Source organism: Vreelandella sp. 2A-K22, from assembly GCF_054065485.1.
This window is the reverse complement of the sequence record NZ_JBSUGC010000015.1, coordinates 141,635-160,881: the sequence shown is the minus strand read 5'-3', so window position 1 is coordinate 160,881 and position 19,247 is coordinate 141,635. Positions and strand designations below refer to the sequence as shown.

The following is a 19,247-nucleotide window of genomic DNA, read 5'->3' as shown; positions in this document are numbered from 1 at the left end:
TTTCCCACTGCCGTACGACGCTCGTACCACCTCGAATATCGAACAGAGTCGTCGCTTGTAAGGCTGATAGCTCCTCTTGCCTCATCTGTTGCAACACCGCTAATTTGAACTCAGCGCTGTAGTGGGTGAACTTTTTCTGCAAGCCACTTAGACCATGCTGTTCAAAGTGTTTAACCCAACGCCTGACGGTTGTAGGGCCAAGACCGTACTGTCTGGCCAGACTCTTGTAACCCTGCTGTCCTTCTGCGTAGCGTTGCACTACTAGTAACTTGAACGCTTCATTATGTTTCGTCATGAAAAACACCCCAATCGTTGGATGAGCGTCCAACTTTTGGGGTGCAGTTCATTCGGCTGCCCTTTTTATTTGTGACTGGCTCTATTATTAAACCGTCACCCTCGCCGCTTCTGCTGGCGCTCGCGGTTATTGGCTTTGGCGCGATCGCTTTTACGTAGCATTACCCAGGTCGCGCCCAACCCACCTTCCGAAGGCTGTGCGGAGACGTACGCCTGCACTTCCTCAAACTGGCATAGCCACTTGGCCAAGTATGAACGCAGTACGTTGGCGGGGCTATCAATCTCTCGCCCGCGGCCATGCACGATCATAACGGAGCGTAAGTCGTGGGCGTAGGCTTCTTGAATAAAGGGAAACAGCATACGGCGACACTCTGTTAATGGGCGCCGAAGCAAGTGGAGCTGCGACTGAACGCTATAGCCCCCGTGCTTTAATTTATCGACTACACCCTGCTGAATGCCCTCGCGGCGATACTCCATGGGATCAAAGGGGGGCAGCAGATCGACAAAGTCGTCGGACAGAAAGTTGCGTGCCCCCATCTCTTCCTCTGCCCACTCCCGCCGAGCCAACTGGGATTCTGAGGGGCTTTTGCGATTAGCGCCTGGGTCAGCACGATTTCTCGGTGGCAAAGGTTTCACATCACCTACAAGAGCACGAAAATCCAGATCATCACGAAGCGGCTGATTCATTGCAGGCTCCTACGGCAGGTTCTAATGAGCACCTATTTTACATGCAGGCTTTACCAACATAGCCTAGCAAACCTGGGTAGTTTGCTTAAGCAGATTCATACAGTCGATAACATAGAACTTGTCATCCTCTGCCTGTAGCGACAAGCTAAACGTCCGTTTTTTTATCGCCCCATTCATATTCTCATCCTACATTGCGAGGCGCCCTGGTGTGATTAAAATGGTTTGGCTAAAACGCCTTTTGATTTTAAGTGGTGTGGGGCTGCTTAGCCTAGCCGGGTGGCTCTGGTTAACCATGCTGAGCCCGTGGTTTTATGACCGACCTGACGATCTTCCTACTATCGAACAGCGCACCCATCAGGTCTTTGTTTATGGCACGCTACGCTATGCCCCCGTTCGCTTAGTGGTCATGGGAAGTTTCGGCGCCCCTAAAGATGCGGTGCTAGAGGGGTACCAACGCAACGGCCTCGACCTTTCACCTCATCCAGGGAGCAACGTTAAGGGCCTACTGTTACGAGTGGATGCCGACGAGCTGTCTCGCCTTGATCGCTACGAACGCCTGGGGGTTCGTTACGAGCGCAGGACAATAACCCTCGACGATGGTACCCGGGCCTGGGTCTACCTGCGTTTACCTGAGCAACAAAATACGTTTGTGCAGCACGCGGACTTCCCGTTCGCTCTGATACCATAGACACCACGCTGTGCCCTATTTTGCAAAACCCTCATGCAAAACCCCATTGCCAGGACAGCTTTTATGAACCCATTCAGGAATAGTGATGAGTGAAATGACACCGTACGTTTTGGTTCTGTACTACTCGCGCTCTGGCGCGACCGCCACCATGGCGCAGCAGGTTGCGGCTGGTGTAGAAAGCGTGCCAGGTATTCAAGCGCGTTTACGCACAGTGGCGCCGGTTTCAACGACCTGTGAAGCCGTAGAGCCAGAAATTCCTGCAGAGGGCGCGGTGTACGTTGAGCTAGACGACCTGCGCAACTGCAGCGCGTTAGCACTGGGTAGCCCCACTCGGTTTGGCAACATGGCCGCTCCGCTTAAGTATTTTATCGACTCCACCAGCAGCTTGTGGATGAACGGTGCCTTGATCGACAAACCCGCCAGTGCCTTCACTTCGACCTCCAGCCTCCACGGTGGGCAAGAGAGCACCCTGCTCACTATGCTGGTGCCACTACTGCATCATGGCATGGTCTACGCAGGGGTTCCTTACAGTGAAACCACCTTGCTGGAAACGCGTACAGGTGGCACGCCCTATGGTGCAAGCCACTTAGCAGGAACGCGTAGTGACCGTTCTGTCGATGAGCACGAACGCGCGCTGTGTGTTGCTCAGGGCAAACGACTGGCACGACTCGCTCTAGCGCTGCACGCCATGCGTCAGGAGGCATTATGAGGCAGTGGCTGGAGGATGTAGAAGCACGCCATGGGCTTGATAAACTGACCCTTCGAAGCCGACAGGTGGTATTAGCCAGCTTTGCCATACTGCTGCTACTGGTTGTTTACCGTGGACTTGTACTTCAAGGCGACGAATTTAATTGGCGCCCCGTGGTCGCGTTCGTGCTTCCCCTGGTGCTGTTTTTACCCTCTATCATTGGTAAACGCGCACGCGGGCACGCATGGCTCGCTTTTGTTAGCCTGCTCTACTTCACCCAAGGTGTGATGTTAATAACCCTGCCTGGGCAAGGTCTGCGCGGAATTCTAGAGGCGGTTGTCGCGCTGGTGCTTTTTGCTGGCTGCATGGGCTATGCGCGCTTTCGCAGTCGACAGTTGCGTCAACAGAAAACGAGGCAATAAAAACAAGTGCTTTAAAACCACAGCCATAGGACGACGCCAGCAGCAATAAATAAACTGCCGATGGCACGTAAACGCAGCGTGGCAACATTATACGGTTCGTTACGCGCATCGACTGGCTGCTGGCGAAAGCGCTTGGTACCTACCAGCATTGCTGCTACTAGCGGTTCACCTAGCAGCCGATGTGCGATCAAGCCAGCCAGGTGCAGACCGATTAGAATGATGAGTAGATCACTATTGAGTTGATGCAGGGTTCTAAGCTGGCCACCTACCCCATCGCCAAATACGCCATAGAGCGGCGCCTGAAAAAAGATATCGTCACTTAAAAACAGGCCACTCACGGCTTGGAAACTAAGCGAAAGCAGCATCAGCAGTACCATCCACCCGCCTAGCGGATTATGGCTGGCATAAGCGCCGGGCCGACGCTTTAGCAGCAATTGGGAATAAGCAACTGTTTCAACGGGTGGATATAAAAACGTTTTAAATCTCGCATACACGCTCCCCAGTAGGCCCCACAGCCATCGGAAAACGAGTAATCCGATTATGAGGTAGCCCGCTTGGGCATGCACTTCAATTGGAAATAGGAAAGGCGCTCCGCTAGTCTTGGTGGTATAAAATGAAATCAACACCGCCGCCACTAACCCCCAGTGAAACAGGCGAAGCCAGCCATCCCATACCTCAATCGCTACCTTGTCGCGCATAACATGTCCTCTCTCAGCAGTGATGAGCCCCCAGTGGTGAGATAGCTTCGCATTAATTGAGCCTTTCTCATAGAATGCGAGACAGTTAGCCGCAATCGTCAGTCGTAACGGTTAGTCGCAACACCGCCGAAAATATAAGCAGTGAGTCAACGCATTAAACATCCATTGATGTCGGTCACTTGAGCTTTAAAGACAGACCGGCGAACATGGATGAAACTCCAGGGAGAAGTATTCGATGACACGTAACATAGCCGATATCAGGCGTGATTATGAAGGCGGCAGGCTTGATGAGTCCCAGACACCCGACGATCCATTCGTGCTATTCGATGAGTGGTTTAGCCTCGCCCTGGAAAAAGAGGGCAAAGATGGCAACGCCATGACACTAGCCACCGTAGATAGCCAAGGCCGCCCTCACGCGCGGGTGGTGCTGTTAAAGGGATTTGATGAGCGCGGCATGGTTTTTTACACCAATTACCATAGCCATAAGGGGAGCGAGCTGAGCAATGTGCCCTTCGCGGCCATGACTTTCTGGTGGCCTTCGCTTTCACGGCAGGTACGCATAGAAGGCCCCGTTGAGCAGGTTTCAGCCGATGAGTCTGATGAGTACTTTGCCAGCCGACCTCGGGGTAGCCAATTGGGCGCATGGATTGCGACTCAAAGTGTAGTGATTCCCGACCGTAACTGGATCGAAGAGCGCCAAAAGCGCTTTGAGCAAGCCTATGATGGCCAGGATATTCCCCGCCCGATCCACTGGGGGGGCTATCGTGTCACGCCGGAAATGATCGAGTTTTGGCAGGGTCAGCCTAGTCGCCTACATGACCGCCTACGCTTTGAGCGTCGTGACGGCGGTGAATGGGGCCGTTTCCGCATGGCGCCATAACGTCAGCAACAAGTTCACAATTTAGGCCTGTGTTTTATACGCAGGCCTTATCGTTTTTAAAGCTTTTCAAATGCCTAATCCGGTAGGCTCTCAAGGCGGTGCCGCTGCCATTCACTTTCGGGCTCGTTGAGACGCAGCACGGCATCAATCACTTGCTCCTCCATGTTGTAGCGGCATTTAAAGCCTAAGTGTTTCATTAGCGCCCGCATTGGATGGTTATCGACCATAATTTTGCCGACCATTTCCAGAGTGCCGATGTTCGTGCAGTAATCGATCATCTTCTTCATTAGCAGGCTGCCAATGCCCAGCCCTTGAAGGTCATCACGAATAATGACCGAGAACTCGGTACGAATATTGTCCGGGTCATTCCATACCCGCACCACCCCAAGCATCTCTTTGCTGCCCTCATCGCCTAAATATTCCGCGATAAACGCCATCTGACGGTCGTAATTGATATGCGACAGGATCGACAGGTCGCGCTGGGTTAAATTGGACTTATTATGGAAATAGCGGAAACGGATGCTCTCTTCTGAGAGCTGGCGATGGAAGGTGGTAATCAAATGGGCATCTTCGGCACGAATAGGCCTTACCTCGACCTGCCAGCCGTTTTTCAGCGTCACCCATTCACGCAGCTCTTCAGGGTACGGCATGATCGCAAAGCGCGATGGCGAACCAAGATCCAAGGCGAAATCGACGGCGACCATACCGTCACGATTCAGCAGCAGAGGATTTACTTCCAGACCCCGTAGATCGCTTAGATCGGAGGCCATTTGCGATAGTTTGACCAGCATTTGGCATAAATGCTGAATGTCACGCTCTGGGTCGGCGGAGTGTTCACGAATTAATGAGGCGGCGTGGGTTCTCCCTACCACATCGGCAGCCAGGCTCATATTGAGCGGCGGCAGCGCGACCTGGCGGTCAGCCAGCACGTTGACCTTATAACCACCGATGCCAAAGACGATAAGTGGGCCGAACACCGGATCACGGGTAATGCCCGCGCAAATCTGCATCGAGTGCTTGCCACGCTGCATGGGCTGTAAACAGTACTCGCGGATCGCATACTCGGGAAATTTTTCAGCGACTTTTTCACCTAGCTGGCGAACGCCTTCCGCTACCTGTTCGGGCGTATCCAAATCCTGTAGCAAGCCTGCTGAAATTTTATGCGGGTGCTTGCGGTAGCGATAAGGACGACAGTTGCCTTCATGAACCACTTTCAGCGCCTTGGTGCCAGGTATCTCTGCAGCGCGAGCAAGCGCCTCATCGGGGTTGGCCAAATACACGCTGGGTGCCGTGGGGATACCATAGGCCTCGAGCACTTGGGCGGTTTCAGAGTGGGTCAAGGTTTGCCTGCCCTGCTCTTTTGCCTGCTTAATCAGTGTACGGCACTGGGCGCGTATTTCTGGACTGGTGGAAAATGGCAGGCTGGGGGGGATCTCTTGCAGCAGCGCTTGAACGCGCTGATAAATCACCATATGCATAAACGCCTTAACGGCCTTTTCGGGTGAAATATAGGTTGGAATCCCGGCTAAATTACAGATATAGCGCGCATTAAGCGCCTCTTTTAAGCCCATCCAGCTGGTGAGCAGGTTGCGGCGAAATTTCTTGCGGTTATCGATCAGCGCCTGGGCAGTCACCAGCGATGGCGCCATCCGGGTGGGTGCGTGCACCACCAGTACAGCATCCACGTTGGCGTCAGCAGCGACAATCTCCAGCGCTTGGACAAACCGCTCGGGCGAGGCGTTGCCGCCCAGATCCACCGGGTTCTCGCCCGGCTTGCTCATATCGACCTCGCTACGGTGCAGCGCTGCCTGGGTTTCGTCGCTAAATTCAGCCAATTTACCGCCCGCGCTAATCAGCTTATCGATCGCCAGCATGGCGGGCCCTAAACCGTTAGAGACAATGGCCAGACGATCGCCCTTCAGGGGTTTCATGCGCGACAGGGTTTCCAGCGCATCAAGCAGCTCATCGGAATCATTTACCCGCACCACCCCTGCCCGAGCAAAAGCGGCATCAAACACCACGTCACGGTTAGCAATCCCAGGCGTGGGTGACATGCCGGATATATCCGATTCTGGGGTGCGGCCGCTTTTTATTGCCAGTACCAGACGATTACGTGATGCATCACGCACGGCGGTCATAAAGTGCTGGGCGTCGCTGATTCGCTCAAGGTGCAGCATAATGGCCTGAGCGGGCGAGAATTGATTAACGTAATCGATCAGGTCTGGCAATAGCACATCGACACTGTCGCCAACGGTTATCAAGTGCGAAAAGCCCACATCACGCCCGGCGGCCCAATCAATCATCGCATTGGCCAGCATGCCGGACTGGCCCAGGTAAGCGACGCGGCCCGCTTTCACCGGCTGACTGGCGTAAGAGGCGTTAAGCTTTTTGCCCGGTACAATTAGCCCCATGCACTCGGGGCCGAGTACACGAATACCCGAGACGCGTGCCGCACTCAACATTCGTTCGCGAATGGAACCCTGATTGCCTTTATCTCGATCCAGGTAAGCCCCGCCAGAGAGCACCAGGGCCGCTTTGACACCGTATTGCCCAAGCTTTTTAATCAGGCTAGGCACACCTTCAATCGGCGAGCAGACCACGGCTAAGTCGGGCACTTCGGGTAGCTCGCTTACGCGGCTGACGCACGGCACACCGAAGACTTGAGAGTAGCCTTTTAGATTGACTGCCCAGAGCGGCCCTTTGAAGCCACCCTCCTGAATATTTCTCAGCACTAGACCGCCCAACGACGCGGGTTTTTCAGAGGCGCCAAACACCGCTAGTGTGCGAGGTTCGAAAAAATGGTGTAAAAAGCGCGTACTCAAAATGCGTCTCCCCTGACATGAATCGCGGCTGTACGACTTATTGACACTGTCGCCCAGACCCTGAAGGCGATTAAGGTGGCATCAATGATAATGGAGCGTTGGAATGATTACCGCCTACCTTACCCACCCAGACTGCTCATTGCACCACATGGGGCCGGAGCATCCTGAAAGCCCTCAGCGTCTGGAGGCTATTCGCGCTCGCCTATCGCTTGTTGGGTTATTACAGCAAACCATGCAGGCCGATGCCAAGGCAGCCTGCGAGGAGTCTCTTGCCAGAGTACACCCCTTGCGCCATTTGCGCTCCCTAGAGAAGTGCTTGCCCACCGAAGGCATCGTTACGCTAGATAGCGATACCATGATGAATCCTGACAGCTTACAAGCCGCACGGGTTGCAGCGGGAGCGGTTATTCGTGGGGTAGATCAGGTATTTAAGCGTCAGGCGGATAACGTTTTTTGTGCGGTTAGACCACCAGGCCACCATGCGGAAGCCAGCGATGCGATGGGATTCTGTTTTTACAATAATATCGCCGTGGGGGCGGCCCATGCGCGAGCCAAATATGGTGCCAAGCGTATCGCTATACTGGATTTTGATGTTCACCAGTGCAATGGCACCATCGATATCTTTAAAAATGATCCTGAGATACTGATCTGCACCAGCTTCCAGTATCCGTTTTACCCCTGGCGTTATTTGCGCAGCGAGTGGCAAAACGTTGTGAATACCCCGCTTGAAGTGGGCACCGATGGCCCAGAGTTCCGGCGCATCATCGAAAACCACTGGCTACCTGCCCTGCACGCCTTTAAACCTGACTTGGTGATGCTCTCCGCGGGTTTCGACGCTCACCGTGATGACCCCATGGGGGATATCTGTTTAGAGGATGAAGACTTCTACTGGATTACCCATCTAGCCATGGAGATCGCCACCCTGTATGCCGATAATCGCATTGTATCGGTGCTTGAAGGCGGCTATAACCCGAAGTCGCTGGCAAGTGGCGTTGAGGCACATCTAAAAGCGCTGTTGGGGCTGCCGTTTGCTGAAGTGCCCTAAGCAAGCGTCAGCGCTCTTGCTTCTGCCAGCCGTTCTTAGCCGCTTCTTTGCTGTGATATGATGTTCGTTTACGCGCGCCTATAGACACGCACCGTTAGACAACGCAGCCAATGTGACGACCTATGACCGCTACGACTGAAGAGCATGCCGCGCTGCGTATTGCATCGGGAAGCAAACCCTTTGTTGAGCCGTTGCGTTTAGGCGAGCGGCTCAAACAAATTCGTCTCGCTAATCAGTGGACGTTGGAAGAGGTTAGCCAGCGCACTGGGCTGGCCCGCTCAACGCTGTCTAAAATTGAGAACGATCAAGTCTCCCCCACCTTTAGCGTGGTGCAAAAACTCACTACCGGGCTCAACATCGACTTGCCTCAATTGCTCACGCCCCCCAAGCGGGAACGTTATACCATGGGGCGGCGCGATCTAACTCGTAAAGGCAAAGGGCAACTGCACCCCACGCCCACGTACGAGCACGAATTATTGGGCCATCAACTCGCCCAAAAACGTATGATTCCCTTCAAAACCATCGTACGTGCACGCAGCTTTGACGAGTATCACCAGTGGGTACGCCATGATGGCGAAGAGTTTTTGATGGTGCTGCATGGCGATATTATGCTCTACACCGAATTTTACGCCCCATTAGTGCTAGCTGAGGGCGACAGCATCTATTTTGATAGTGATATGGGCCATGCACTGGTATCCACTAGTCCAGACGATGCCGTTGTTTTGTCGGTCTGTACGCGCGGTGATGTGGCCTAAGCTATTCGAGAACCAGCGAGCCATTTACACGGGTTATAGGCAGTTGGTAGGCTTCGGCAAACCGGCCAAGCGGGCAATTCGCTTTGCCGGGCTGCCGGGGAAAAGCTGCATCAGGTAAATGGAACGCCCTTTCTCTTCACCCAGTGCGTTTTTGGTTGCTTTCACAAGCGGTCGCATCGCCGGAGCCATTTCGTAACGCTGATAAAATGCCCGCACGACTTCGATGACTTCCCAGTGTTCAGCGGTAAGTGTTAACCCCTCTTCTTCAGCCATTAAATGAGCGACAGATTCGTCCCACTCTGACTGGTTAACGAGATATCCTTCTGGGTCTAGCGGATATTTTTTTTGCGAATCAAGATAACGGTATATTTTCGTGTCAGACATCTTAGTACCAGGTAACTGTCTTTTCATACTGCTCGGTGAGCGCCACAAAGCCATCCATCTCTAGCGTGGGCAGCTCATTATCCGTGGCAATGCTGGCAAGCCCGCGGCTTATAAGGTCTTCCGATAGAAGGAATATGCGCGACTGACACTGCTGCCATGCCTGCCAGGAGGGATCAAGGGCAGCTGTTACCGCTTCTTCGATCAGCAGCACGGCATCCTGCCCCCCTATCGCTTGCTGCATTTGAGTAGCGACAATACTATCAGGCGCTTTGGTGAGGATGTGTAAGATCATAATTCTCTCACTAGGCCTAAAAGTTAAGTATCTGGGTGTGCTGCTGTAACAGCCCTGGTATTTCCTGATCCGCTATCAGGGTGATGCCCTCTACCAGTGAATCGGCGGATAGATGCATCCCTTGCAGCGCTTCTTCGGTCACCCAAAGCTTGTCAATATCATACATTTCCAACATATCAATGGTGGGCAGCGTGGCTTTTTGCCCCGGCGCACCACTGCCCTGTTCTTTCAGCAGTGCCATTATACCCTGCCCCATAAACAGCAAATGCACGGGTTGTCCAAAGGCCGCCGCCACCAGTGCGGCATCTAACCCTTCACGTAACCAGTTTGAGCTGTGGGGCGCGTGGCGAATTATCACTAATAGTGCATCAGGTGTCGCCATTGGCTCTCCTCTAAGCAAAGGTAATCAGGCGATCAGCGCGTTGCTGTAGCTCAAGCAGTTGCCCTAGCCCTGTCAACTCGAAAGGAGGTGCTACATTAAAGACCTGCTTGCCATGTCGCTGTGCTTCCGATTCGCTCATCAAACCTCGTCGCAACGCAGCGGCAATACAGACATCTAACTGAATCGCATGCTGCTGATGCAGTTCAATCCAGGCTTCTCTGAGGTTGAGTTCATCCTGGGGAGGAGCCATCAGCGATGATGCATTATGAACGCCGTCGTGATAGAAAAAAACACCGGCAATCTGATGCCCTCGCGCTAGAACGGCATGGGCAAAACGCAATGCAGAGTGCGGTGCTGGACTGCTATACGGCGCCCCCATCACCAATAAGCCGTACTGCATCATGATAATACCTGGTAACAGTTACCCTAAAAAAAGACAGGCCCTAGCAATAGGGCCTGTCATATCGTCTATCGCTTGCTTAGATCAATCGCTGCTCATAATACCCAAAATCGACAACAGGCTAACAAACAGGTTGTAGATGGATACGTAGAGCGTCACCGTAGCGAGAATGTAGTTCGTTTCACCTGCGCGATGAATGATCTCGCTGGTTTGATACAGAATGGCTGCTGAAGCAAACAGTACAAAGCCAGCTGACACCATCAATGAAAGCGCCGGGATGTTAAAGAAGATTCCAGCCACCATAGCGAGAATCAACACGATGGCACCAGCCATCAGGAAGTTGCTCAAAAAGCTAAAGTCTTTCTTGGTGGTCAACGCGACCGCGGAAAGACCAACAAACGTCAGACCGGTCATGGCCAACGCGTTCATAATCAACGCACCGCCATTAGGCAGAGTCAGATAGGCAGAAAGAATCGGCCCAAGCGTGAACCCCATAAAGCCGGTAAAGGCGAACGTTGCCAATAAGCCGGCCGCAGAATTTGCGGTTTTATGTACCAGGAACATTAAGCCGTAGGCACCAATGAAGAACACGAAGATGTTCATCTGTTGGATGCCGAGGGCTACAGCAGCACCCGCGGTGACTGCTGAGAACAGCAGCGTCATTGCCAGCAGTGCGTAGGTGTTACGCAATACCTTGTTAGTGCTAACACTATTGGCAACGCCACTCGACTGAGGACGTGCCGTACGTAAATCGTTGTAAGCCATGTGTTCATGCTCCCTAATGGTATTTCCAACAACTGACAAGCATGCCGTTACCGAGTTCCAGACGCAAGCCTTTGTCTGTATCGAGAACTCCCCTTCACCAATGGTTATTCAACGTTAAAACCGCTTTGTAAGCGTTGTCTATGCTGGTTAAGCACTTCGTTTGGACACCAAAAGATGAAAAAAGTTCTACTTACTGATCGTTCAAACCGCCCCTTTGGCGACGCCCAGCGCCGCCAAAGGGTTGCTAGCAGGGCTAGGTTATAGCTTCACCGGCTTCAAAAACCGGATCGAGGATAACCACAGCTTAGCTTTGCACCTCTTCTTCGTCTTCTTTTTCATCTTTATGTGGCGTAACGGAGGTCACAGCCGTTTGACGCGCATCTTGAGGAGAATTATAGATACGAGCATCAATCACATGCAGTACCGCCAATTGCGCAAACAATACCGCAAAACAGACGATCAAACCTTTTAACATGGCGGCATATCCAGGGATGGTGGGACTAACATCCGCATATTAGCCGATCGCTAGCCAAACACAATCTATTTTGTGCGCCTGAAAACACCCTGTTTGAAAGCGTTGAATAGCGCGCAAAGCAGCAGTTCAGAACACGCCGCGGCTACTCCTTAACGGATACTTTGCGCAGATCCTCAACCACTACCCCCTCGGGTAAATCTGATTCCTCCGCGGGCAGCCATACGGGAGAGAGAGCGCTATCTTCCCGGCCATCTTCATACTGATGACCGGGAATGCGGTAAACGATCTGACTGTGGTGGTGATCCCATGCAAATACACGTTCCATATGCTTATCCTAAAAAATAAAACTTCAGCTATGACATTCAGGTTAAGCACGATGTTCCCTCGCATTACATCGACACATGCAATGCCTATAAGGTTAAATGTCGGATGGATTATTTGCTGACAAGGAGTCATCAATGAAAGCACTCATCGCCCTTTGCCTGGTTACCTTTATACTTGCAGGCTGCAGTTCAGGCCCCACTTCATCAAGAACCGCAGACTGTCGCCAACTGGCAGAGAAGGCTGGCGACACCATGGTCTACGGTGACTGCATACGCGGCACCCAAGTGAATAAGGCAGGATTTTAATACCACATTGTTTTCACGTTGATTTTGCTGGATTAATGGCAGGTGATGGCTTGAAAGAACCTCATGGCGGTAAAGACCCACAAGAGGCCCTGCGTGCCAGGCTAACGAAAAGCTTACAAGAACGCAGGGCCTCGGCCCATCGCCGTAGAATCGGCGCCCGAGCGACTCGTCAACAGTTTTTAGAGGCGACTCGCAACGTTGGGGTCATTGTGGTCGCTACTTGCTTCACTGCTGGCTGGGTAGTCACTAACCCCAGCCTGAATACCGATAACGTTTGGCTCGGCGTGGGGCTGGGTATAATCTTGATCTTTGTAGGGTCTTTCGGCTATGGTTACGTTGAGCGTGATAAAACCTCAGATGAGGACGATAAGCCATGAATGAACTTATCCTTGCTGGCATGTTGATGAGCCTAGTGGTCGTGTCAGGTGGCATGGTATGGAGCCAGCACCGAGAACATCACGGTAAAAAATCGCTAACCGATAGCGCATTTTCCTGGATTGCCAAACACTTTGCTTAATAAATCCAGTTAGCAAATATGAAAGGGTCGCGAATAGCGGCCCTTTTGTTTATTAAGAGTACGCTAGCAGGCGCGTATTGTTTCGTTTCAACAGCACATTTTTATTTTAAAGATGATGATAGGGCTAGCGACAGCGAAGGAACCGGGTCACTCTTTTATCATCAATCAATTCCCATGCCGAAAAACTGGGCTGACACACCATCACCGTAAGAGATCACCATGCCTGTTATTCAGCGACTGCTCCGCGTTCTTAAAGCCTCTACGCTACAAATTTCGTGGACATTTCTGCTTCTTATTGTGCTCACCCATATGGGCACCACCTGGGTGCTTTTCTCACTGGTCGGCGAAACGGTGGCTGACTCCGCTACCGACTGGGTTTATTTTTATGTGGTCGTCTCCAGCACCGTAGGTTTCGGTGATTTCAGCCCGACAACCGTGGCCGGGAAGTGGATCGCTACGATCTATCTCATTCCAGGCGGCATTTCACTGTTCGCTGCCTTGATCGGGAAAGCCACCGTCACACTTTCAAATTTTTGGAGATTACAGATGCAAGGTAAAGGCGATTTCAGCCACTTATCCGGTCACACCCTTGTCATTGGCTGGCACGGCGAAACTACCGAGCGCATTTTGGACATTCTTAAAGCCGATAAGGGCCTGCCGGATGAAGTCGTGCTCTGCGTTACCAAAGAGATGAGCAACCCACGCCCTGCGGATTTAAAGTTTATTAAAGGGGAAAGTTTCTCCAATGCCGAGCTTCTCAAGCGAGCGGGTGTCGAAAGCGCCAGCCGCATCATCATTTACGACACCAGCGATGATCGAGTGGCCACTGTCGCGCTGAGTGCCTACAGCCTTAAAGCAAAAAACGCCCATATCGTCGCCCACTGCGCCAATCCCGACACCGCAGCGATGTTACGGCGCACTTTGCCCGGCATCGAATGCACCCAGGCCTTAGCGTTGGAAATGCTGGTACGCTCAGCCTCTGATGCGGGAATTTCGCGGGTCGTTAACGAACTACTCGCGGTTGATCGTGGCGCGACCCAGTATCAAACCAGGTTAAGCCAACCGCCTGCCGGAGCCACCTTTGGCGATCTATTTATGCAAGCAAAAAAGGTTTATAACGCCACCGTACTGGGGCTCGCCAATAGCAGTGGCGACGGCGAAGGTAATATGCTCAATCCCGCCAACGACCGCCCACTCAAAGATGGTGACATACTCTACTACATGGCTGATAGACGCCTTTCTCAGCAGCAACTGAGCGAGCTTCTCAGTGTGGAAAGTTAACGAGGTGGGTTTGTTCTTGTGATAGTTCTGATATAGCGCTTGGGTTTAGAGGCGGCGGTAAAAAGCGGTAGCGGGGAGGCACACCCGACTAACGCTCTCCTACTCCGTAAGCCCCCAAAAATGCGCTATATGCCGAGTCGACGAAATGCCGACTTCCAGCATATACTTATCTGCTTCTCCGAGGCCTTCGTCGCCTCCGGCCATGATTGGCGTTCCGTGGCCCATCCCCTCGATGATGTACTCCTCGATCACTTCCTGCCTATCCGCATTGCACCAGACCTGGCGGGGAAAACCGGCCACTTGCTCTACCCGTGTCGGTGGCCCTTCAACTTTGTGGATCTGCTGCCACTGCCGAACAATAGAATCGGCGTTGGCGTTATCAACGGTCGAATCGCTGCCCCCATGCCAGACCGAAATTGTTGGCCAAGGGCCGTCGAAAGTTGAAGCGCCACGCACAAGCGCGTCAAGCCGGTGGTCCGATGGGCCGCCATACCCCTTCATGCGAACCATCGCCTCTATCAGGTTGTCCGCGCTACGATAGGGAAGACCAGCGATGATCGCACCTCCTGCAAACACCTCTGGATAAGTCGCCAGCATCACCGATGTCATGGCACCACCTGAAGACATACCGGTGACAAACACCCGCGTGGAATCGATGGCGTGATCATCAACAACCTGCTTGATCATATGACGAATAGAGAGTGGTTCACCGCCGCCTCGACGGCTATCGCCAGACTTGAACCAGTTGAAGCTGCTAATAGGGTTATTGGTTTTTCTTTGCTTTGGATACAGCAGTGCTATGCCGCTCTCATCGGCAAGAGTCGACCAACCTGACCCGCGGTCATAACCCTCCGCCGACTGGGTGCTGCCGTGAAGCACGACGACGAGCGGCCCATTCTTGGGGAAGTTCTTCGGTATATAGGTGTCCGCATGCAGCGACCCGGGGTCAGCCCCAAATTGTTGCAAGTTGGTCAGACGATCATGGCTATTTGAAGATGTCGGCATATAACCTCCTTGTACAGGTTAGTTCTAAGCTGGGGGTAGCAATCCACTCGCAAAAAGACAGCATTAGAGCTACCCCTGCTGCCAAAGGACAAAGAGCGGGGCGAAGAATGAGTTATAACCGAACAATTTATTTCAGGGAGGGACGCTGCCTCCCTTGCAGCGCATCGCGCAACATCCTTGTTTAGGCATATCCTTTGCCTCTCTTGCTTTAATGATGAGCCTTAAAGCGCACATTTACCGTGCGCTAACGAACATAGCAGTGAGGATTTATGCAGACTAGAAAGCGTTCATCTACTCATCCGGCGCTAACTCCTCACGTCTGGGCGGGCGCCCCACCTGCACTTCGCTAAGATCTTCTTGGGACAGGCCGCGGTATAACGCAAACATCATTGCAAACACCAAAATGAACATCGGTAGGCCAACAACGGTAATCACCTCCTGCAAAGCAGTAAGCCCGGCCTCGCCAGCAAGCACAATCAGCATCGCTGCCAGCATACCCTCCGAAACACCCCAGAAAACACGCTGATGCCATGGTCCGGGATCCGCACTGCCGGTACACAGCATATCGACAACCAGGGACGCAGAGTCTGATGACGTGGCAAAGAAGATCGCAACGATCACAACAGCCAAGCCCTGGATTAACGTAGCGGCCGGGAAGCTCTCGAAGAATGCGAACATAGCGAGGGGGATGCTTTCACCTACGGCGGCAGACAAGATACCTGCCTGCTCTCCCAGTGCTTCTCGAGCATCGGGCCCAATCCCGTCGATCTCCATTGCCGACCAACCAAAAATTGCAAACCAAACCAGTGTAAAGATAGAGGGGGCAAAAAGCACACCAAGGACGAATTCGCGGATTGTGCGCCCGCGTGAAATTCGCGCCACAAAGATCCCGATGAAAGGCGACCACGTCACTGTCCAGGCCCAATAGAATACCGTCCAGCTACCCTGCCACCCCCAGGCGCCGCCATCCCTGGAATAGCTTGCCAGCGTGTCATTCCAGAAAGCCATGGGCAGCAGGTTCGTTATGTAGAGACCAAAGGTTTCGACCACAGCGCGCAAAAGGAAAACGGTCGACCCGGTAAAGAGTACAAACAACAACAGGCCGACGGCCATGGCGATATTGATATTAGAAAGCCGTTTCACGCCTGAATCCAGCCCCGCCACAATCGATCCCACAGCGACAGCCGTCAGCATGGCAATGATGAACACCTTGGTGATAACGGCATCTGGAATACCAAACAACTCCGTTAGCCCCGCATTGATCTGTTGGGTGCCCAGGCCGATAGAGACCGCTACGCCAAACAGGGTGCCAAGTATGGCGAAGACATCCAGAGATTTGCCGAGAGGGCCATAAATGCGCTCGCCTAACAGCGGATAGAATACTGAACTAAAACGCATCGGCAGATTATAGCGATAAATAAAGTAAGCAAAAGCCAGTCCGGGCATAGTGAAAATCGCCCAGGTATGTAGCCCCAGATGGTAGATCGAAAAACTCATGGCATCGTCGGCGGCTTCCACAGAGAAAGGCACAACATCCGGCCTGGGTGGATTAGAAAAGTGGGAAATGGGTTCGGCCACGCCCCAGAACATCAGCACCGTTCCGATGCCGCCTGCGAACAGCATGGTGAACCAGGAGATATTATTGTAGGCAGGTTTTGCATCATTGCCCCCCAAGCGGATCGCCCCGAACCGGCTAAGCGCCACCCACAGCAGAAACGCTACCCAACTTGTCACCCCTAAAATAAAAAACCAGCCAAGATTGGTAACAATCCATTCCCGCCCGGCACCAAAGGCTGCCCCGATGGGGCCCGGCGCAATCAGTAGCACCACAAGAAAAAGGATCATGATCCCTGCGGACGTGAAAAAAATGATGGGATCCGTCTTGAGGCCCAGTTTTCTCGCTAGTGCATCCATTATTATTCCTCCCGTGTCTTTCCACCAACATAGGAGTCATTGACCGATAACGCCAAGGGGCCAGCAAGCCGTGATATTTTCCCAGGAGAAACTACGTATGATAACCACTGCCTGATAGACGACAATCGATTATCTCAGCCGATAACCCACTCCAGTCAACGTCTCTATCCGCGCAGACTGGCTGCCAAGTTTGCGGCGCAAGGTGCGTACAATGGCATCAACCACATTGCTGCCTCCTTGATATCGGGTACCCCAGACATGCTGCAACAGCTCACGACGGGACACTGCCTTACCCTGGTGTTCGACCAAATAGCGCATGACACCGAACTCCAGGGGCGTCAGCGCAACGGAGCCTTCCGCTAACATCAGTTGCCGGGCTTCGACATCTAACAAGGCAGGATCACGCTTTATGCCCAGCTCTGCCGCGGCAAGCTCCGCTAGCCAGCCATCCACAGACGCCGGCCCGAAATCGAGCACCGCACTCGGATAGCAAAGACCATCCAGCTCCACCTCCCATCCGCCAAGGACTTCAAACCCCAACCGCTGCGCCACTTGTTGGTAGGCGCCAAGATCGGTCGCTGTTAGATAGACCCGCCGCAGCCCAGGGCGCAGCTCCATATAGCTTCGCTTAAGATCCAGCCAGATAGCCGCCTGTATTTCACTGGGTGAATCGCCTTCATTGAGACTTAGCCAGCGGCGACAAAATAACGCCACCTCGCCCGACCGCACAGGCGACTGTTCAAGATGGGAATACCACTGGGCGGTCACCGGGTCGTTGAGTAACCAACTAGGCTCAACCTGATCGGAACGCAGTTTGCAATACAGCCCTTCTACTTCCCCGGTCGCGCCCCGCACGATGGAAAACGCCTGGGGCATGCGCCGCCACCATTGCAGAAGCAACTCGCTGGCCTGACGGCCATCATGGGCGCGGACAATCCCGGTAAGGGCTTCATCGTCTTGAGGCTGTGCCGCTTCCACGCTGTGAAGCGCCGTCACGGTGGGGAAAAACGCCTCACGCACCACGGGGTTTTCAATCAGGTAGAGCATGTCCGCCGTATAGCGCCAGAGATCGTCACTGGCCGCGGATAGCGACTCGCTGACCAGCTGTCGCCAGGCCGACCGACGATAGTCCAGGTAGCGGCTAGGGTCGCTGGCATGCAGGGAGCGGGCAAGCGGATCACGCACGGCCTCATGAATAATCAGCCCATCATGCATGCCATCCACAAAGGGCAACCTGCGCAGCCGCTCGTAGGCATCCTGGGGATCGAGTTCCGGAAACAATGCCTGTAACAGAGAGACCGTCACCCGGCGTAGCACCACGGCGCCCTCCAGCACATGTCGGCTCGCCGAATCTTCCACATCGGCAAGAAACATCCGACTCAGCTCATCAACCGCGTGCTGTAGCACCGTCTCTTGCGGCCACGAACGGGCGTGGTTTTCCCGCCTGGCGGTGGCCGCCAGTTTCAGCGCCAGCGGATGACCATGGGCGGCCCGGATCAGGGATGCCGCATCTTCCTCCTGTATGCCATGCAAATTAAGGAGCACTTGAGCCTCCGTCGGGCTCAACGGCTGTACCGGCACACTCTGAACCAGGCGCCCCCAGCCCGGCGCTGAAAACCAGACATCCAGAGGGCGTTGGCGACTGAAGAAGACGATGCGTACGTTATCCGACAACAACGGGACAAATACCTGACGCAGCCAGGTATCGAGCAGCCTGAACACTTCGTAGGTGTCCAGCGCGAGAAGAACCGTGGGGCCCAGCAGGCCCAATCGCTCCACCAGCGCATCCACCCCCGATCCGCCATCCCCAATGGCGACACCTAGCGCATGTAAAAATCCAGGTTCGGTGGGCTCTATGTGGCGACAGTCCAGTCGGATGACGCTAGCACCTGCGTCCTCCGCCTCGGCCGCCAATATGTCCAGCAGTGCCGTCTTACCAATGCCGGTAATACCGTAGACATGCACCACCCGAGGCCCTGCCGTCGCAAGCACACCGCGAAGAGTATCAAGCTCATTAGTGCGGCCAACGAAACCCTGATAGGCCCGGTTGGTCGTCAAATCCGACGTACATTGCCACATGGCTGGTTTCTCTACGTGTCAGGCTTAGCTGATACCTGAGTTCAGCATAGCTACAAATAACCACCCGACACAGTAGTTGCGCGCCGAACGATGACACTCAGATGCAATTCTCACGTAATTCTCATCAGTTCCTCACATCCCGCGA

General features: G+C 53.6%; 24 protein-coding genes. 10 read left to right on the top strand and 14 right to left on the bottom strand.

The window, feature by feature from the left end; all coding sequences use genetic code 11:
* Positions 1-295 (bottom strand): helix-turn-helix domain-containing protein (locus tag ACW17M_RS19745; RefSeq protein WP_457547995.1); only part of this gene is annotated, 295 nt, incomplete at its 3' end.
* Between the two features lie 95 nt (positions 296-390).
* Complete coding sequence (gene smrA, locus ACW17M_RS19740; protein ID WP_027959436.1) at positions 391-981, bottom strand: DNA endonuclease SmrA; 591 nt, start codon at positions 979-981, stop codon at positions 391-393.
* A 217-nt stretch (positions 982-1,198) separates the two neighbouring features.
* Between smrA and ACW17M_RS19735 the strand changes: the two genes are divergently transcribed.
* The 3 genes from ACW17M_RS19735 (at position 1,199) to ACW17M_RS19725 (ending at position 2,779) form a co-directional block, all read left to right on the top strand.
* Positions 1,199-1,669, top strand: a complete 471-nt coding sequence (locus ACW17M_RS19735; protein ID WP_159177929.1) for a gamma-glutamylcyclotransferase family protein — start codon at positions 1,199-1,201, stop codon at positions 1,667-1,669.
* A gap of 85 nt (positions 1,670-1,754) precedes the next feature.
* A complete protein-coding gene (gene wrbA / locus ACW17M_RS19730) occupies positions 1,755-2,378 on the top strand; it encodes an NAD(P)H:quinone oxidoreductase (RefSeq protein WP_039859893.1) in 624 nt (207 codons plus the stop codon).
* On the top strand, positions 2,375-2,779 hold the full coding sequence (locus tag ACW17M_RS19725) for a DUF2069 domain-containing protein (protein ID WP_027959438.1): 405 nt from the start codon (positions 2,375-2,377) through the stop codon (positions 2,777-2,779). Before wrbA ends, ACW17M_RS19725 begins: the two co-directional genes overlap by 4 nt.
* Before the next feature lie 11 nt (positions 2,780-2,790).
* Here the strand turns inward: ACW17M_RS19725 and ACW17M_RS19720 are convergent, their stop codons facing one another.
* A complete protein-coding gene (locus ACW17M_RS19720) occupies positions 2,791-3,477 on the bottom strand; it encodes a cytochrome b/b6 domain-containing protein (RefSeq protein ID WP_159176796.1) in 687 nt (228 codons plus the stop codon).
* 235 nt (positions 3,478-3,712) lie between these two features.
* Between ACW17M_RS19720 and pdxH the strand changes: the two genes are divergently transcribed.
* Positions 3,713-4,357: a pyridoxamine 5'-phosphate oxidase gene (pdxH, locus tag ACW17M_RS19715; protein ID WP_009287866.1), complete on the top strand. Its 645-nt coding sequence runs from the start codon at positions 3,713-3,715 to the stop codon at positions 4,355-4,357.
* Positions 4,358-4,431: 74 nt separating this feature from the next.
* On the opposite strand, the gene ACW17M_RS19710 is transcribed toward pdxH, so the two are convergent.
* The gene (locus ACW17M_RS19710) at positions 4,432-7,179 is read right to left on the bottom strand and encodes a bifunctional acetate--CoA ligase family protein/GNAT family N-acetyltransferase (protein WP_159176797.1); all 2,748 of its coding nucleotides are present in this window, start codon (positions 7,177-7,179) and stop codon (positions 4,432-4,434) included.
* 103 nt (positions 7,180-7,282) lie between these two features.
* Here ACW17M_RS19710 and ACW17M_RS19705 point away from each other — a divergent pair, with 103 nt between their 5' ends.
* On the top strand, positions 7,283-8,224 hold the full coding sequence (locus ACW17M_RS19705) for a histone deacetylase family protein (RefSeq protein ID WP_009287865.1): 942 nt from the start codon (positions 7,283-7,285) through the stop codon (positions 8,222-8,224).
* 122 nt (positions 8,225-8,346) lie between these two features.
* Entirely contained in the window at positions 8,347-8,979 is a 633-nt protein-coding gene (locus tag ACW17M_RS19700; RefSeq protein ID WP_009287864.1) for a helix-turn-helix domain-containing protein, read from the top strand.
* Positions 8,980-9,012: 33 nt separating this feature from the next.
* On the opposite strand, the gene ACW17M_RS19695 is transcribed toward ACW17M_RS19700, so the two are convergent.
* The 7 genes from ACW17M_RS19695 to ACW17M_RS19665 form a co-directional block, all read right to left on the bottom strand.
* Positions 9,013-9,363: a TusE/DsrC/DsvC family sulfur relay protein gene (locus tag ACW17M_RS19695; RefSeq protein ID WP_233973984.1), complete on the bottom strand. Its 351-nt coding sequence runs from the start codon at positions 9,361-9,363 to the stop codon at positions 9,013-9,015.
* A 1-nt stretch (position 9,364) separates the two neighbouring features.
* Positions 9,365-9,655, bottom strand: coding sequence for a sulfurtransferase complex subunit TusB (tusB, locus tag ACW17M_RS19690; RefSeq protein ID WP_041159476.1), 291 nt, complete (start codon positions 9,653-9,655; stop codon positions 9,365-9,367).
* Between the two features lie 16 nt (positions 9,656-9,671).
* The gene (gene tusC, locus ACW17M_RS19685; RefSeq protein ID WP_041159477.1) at positions 9,672-10,037 is read right to left on the bottom strand and encodes a sulfurtransferase complex subunit TusC; all 366 of its coding nucleotides are present in this window, start codon (positions 10,035-10,037) and stop codon (positions 9,672-9,674) included.
* Positions 10,038-10,047: 10 nt separating this feature from the next.
* On the bottom strand, positions 10,048-10,437 hold the full coding sequence (tusD, locus tag ACW17M_RS19680; protein ID WP_041159506.1) for a sulfurtransferase complex subunit TusD: 390 nt from the start codon (positions 10,435-10,437) through the stop codon (positions 10,048-10,050).
* 84 nt (positions 10,438-10,521) lie between these two features.
* Entirely contained in the window at positions 10,522-11,202 is a 681-nt protein-coding gene (locus tag ACW17M_RS19675; protein WP_457547994.1) for a Bax inhibitor-1/YccA family protein, read from the bottom strand.
* A 304-nt stretch (positions 11,203-11,506) separates the two neighbouring features.
* Positions 11,507-11,677, bottom strand: coding sequence for a hypothetical protein (locus ACW17M_RS19670; RefSeq protein WP_022523446.1), 171 nt, complete (start codon positions 11,675-11,677; stop codon positions 11,507-11,509).
* Between the two features lie 142 nt (positions 11,678-11,819).
* On the bottom strand, positions 11,820-12,002 hold the full coding sequence (locus ACW17M_RS19665; RefSeq protein ID WP_457547993.1) for a hypothetical protein: 183 nt from the start codon (positions 12,000-12,002) through the stop codon (positions 11,820-11,822).
* Positions 12,003-12,135: 133 nt separating this feature from the next.
* Here ACW17M_RS19665 and ACW17M_RS19660 point away from each other — a divergent pair, with 133 nt between their 5' ends.
* The 4 genes from ACW17M_RS19660 (at position 12,136) to ACW17M_RS19645 (ending at position 14,104) form a co-directional block, all read left to right on the top strand.
* On the top strand, positions 12,136-12,306 hold the full coding sequence (locus ACW17M_RS19660) for a hypothetical protein (protein WP_457547992.1): 171 nt from the start codon (positions 12,136-12,138) through the stop codon (positions 12,304-12,306).
* A 50-nt stretch (positions 12,307-12,356) separates the two neighbouring features.
* Entirely contained in the window at positions 12,357-12,683 is a 327-nt protein-coding gene (locus ACW17M_RS19655) for a hypothetical protein (RefSeq protein WP_141224391.1), read from the top strand.
* Positions 12,680-12,823, top strand: coding sequence for a hypothetical protein (locus ACW17M_RS19650; RefSeq protein WP_155705851.1), 144 nt, complete (start codon positions 12,680-12,682; stop codon positions 12,821-12,823). Before ACW17M_RS19655 ends, ACW17M_RS19650 begins: the two co-directional genes overlap by 4 nt.
* Positions 12,824-13,042: 219 nt before the next feature.
* Positions 13,043-14,104, top strand: coding sequence for an ion channel (locus tag ACW17M_RS19645; RefSeq protein ID WP_457547991.1), 1,062 nt, complete (start codon positions 13,043-13,045; stop codon positions 14,102-14,104).
* A 99-nt stretch (positions 14,105-14,203) separates the two neighbouring features.
* On the opposite strand, the gene ACW17M_RS19640 is transcribed toward ACW17M_RS19645, so the two are convergent.
* The 3 genes from ACW17M_RS19640 to ACW17M_RS19630 all read right to left on the bottom strand — a co-directional run bounded on the left by ACW17M_RS19640 (position 14,204) and on the right by ACW17M_RS19630 (position 19,102).
* Complete coding sequence (locus ACW17M_RS19640; RefSeq protein WP_041159480.1) at positions 14,204-15,109, bottom strand: extracellular catalytic domain type 1 short-chain-length polyhydroxyalkanoate depolymerase; 906 nt, start codon at positions 15,107-15,109, stop codon at positions 14,204-14,206.
* Positions 15,110-15,400: 291 nt separating this feature from the next.
* Entirely contained in the window at positions 15,401-17,023 is a 1,623-nt protein-coding gene (locus ACW17M_RS19635; protein WP_457547990.1) for a BCCT family transporter, read from the bottom strand.
* A gap of 129 nt (positions 17,024-17,152) precedes the next feature.
* On the bottom strand, positions 17,153-19,102 hold the full coding sequence (locus tag ACW17M_RS19630) for a winged helix-turn-helix domain-containing protein (RefSeq protein ID WP_457547989.1): 1,950 nt from the start codon (positions 19,100-19,102) through the stop codon (positions 17,153-17,155).
* Positions 19,103-19,247: the final 145 nt, after the last annotated feature.

Coding starts and splice junctions, on each gene's coding strand:
- ACW17M_RS19720 (WP_159176796.1), bottom strand. CDS start 3,477: ATGCGCGACAAGGTAGCGATTGAGGTATGGGATGGCTGGCTTCGCCTG.
- ACW17M_RS19630 (WP_457547989.1), bottom strand. CDS start 19,102: ATGTGGCAATGTACGTCGGATTTGACGACCAACCGGGCCTATCAGGGT.
- ACW17M_RS19635 (WP_457547990.1), bottom strand. CDS start 17,023: ATGGATGCACTAGCGAGAAAACTGGGCCTCAAGACGGATCCCATCATT.
- ACW17M_RS19650 (WP_155705851.1), top strand. CDS start 12,680: ATGAATGAACTTATCCTTGCTGGCATGTTGATGAGCCTAGTGGTCGTG.
- tusB (WP_041159476.1), bottom strand. CDS start 9,655: ATGATCTTACACATCCTCACCAAAGCGCCTGATAGTATTGTCGCTACT.
- ACW17M_RS19700 (WP_009287864.1), top strand. CDS start 8,347: ATGACCGCTACGACTGAAGAGCATGCCGCGCTGCGTATTGCATCGGGA.
- ACW17M_RS19670 (WP_022523446.1), bottom strand. CDS start 11,677: ATGTTAAAAGGTTTGATCGTCTGTTTTGCGGTATTGTTTGCGCAATTG.
- wrbA (WP_039859893.1), top strand. CDS start 1,755: ATGAGTGAAATGACACCGTACGTTTTGGTTCTGTACTACTCGCGCTCT.
- ACW17M_RS19705 (WP_009287865.1), top strand. CDS start 7,283: ATGATTACCGCCTACCTTACCCACCCAGACTGCTCATTGCACCACATG.
- ACW17M_RS19735 (WP_159177929.1), top strand. CDS start 1,199: ATGGTTTGGCTAAAACGCCTTTTGATTTTAAGTGGTGTGGGGCTGCTT.
- tusD (WP_041159506.1), bottom strand. CDS start 10,437: ATGCAGTACGGCTTATTGGTGATGGGGGCGCCGTATAGCAGTCCAGCA.
- ACW17M_RS19665 (WP_457547993.1), bottom strand. CDS start 12,002: ATGGAACGTGTATTTGCATGGGATCACCACCACAGTCAGATCGTTTAC.
- pdxH (WP_009287866.1), top strand. CDS start 3,713: ATGACACGTAACATAGCCGATATCAGGCGTGATTATGAAGGCGGCAGG.
- ACW17M_RS19660 (WP_457547992.1), top strand. CDS start 12,136: ATGAAAGCACTCATCGCCCTTTGCCTGGTTACCTTTATACTTGCAGGC.
- ACW17M_RS19640 (WP_041159480.1), bottom strand. CDS start 15,109: ATGCCGACATCTTCAAATAGCCATGATCGTCTGACCAACTTGCAACAA.
- smrA (WP_027959436.1), bottom strand. CDS start 981: ATGAATCAGCCGCTTCGTGATGATCTGGATTTTCGTGCTCTTGTAGGT.
- tusC (WP_041159477.1), bottom strand. CDS start 10,037: ATGGCGACACCTGATGCACTATTAGTGATAATTCGCCACGCGCCCCAC.
- ACW17M_RS19645 (WP_457547991.1), top strand. CDS start 13,043: ATGCCTGTTATTCAGCGACTGCTCCGCGTTCTTAAAGCCTCTACGCTA.
- ACW17M_RS19675 (WP_457547994.1), bottom strand. CDS start 11,202: ATGGCTTACAACGATTTACGTACGGCACGTCCTCAGTCGAGTGGCGTT.
- ACW17M_RS19725 (WP_027959438.1), top strand. CDS start 2,375: ATGAGGCAGTGGCTGGAGGATGTAGAAGCACGCCATGGGCTTGATAAA.
- ACW17M_RS19695 (WP_233973984.1), bottom strand. CDS start 9,363: ATGTCTGACACGAAAATATACCGTTATCTTGATTCGCAAAAAAAATAT.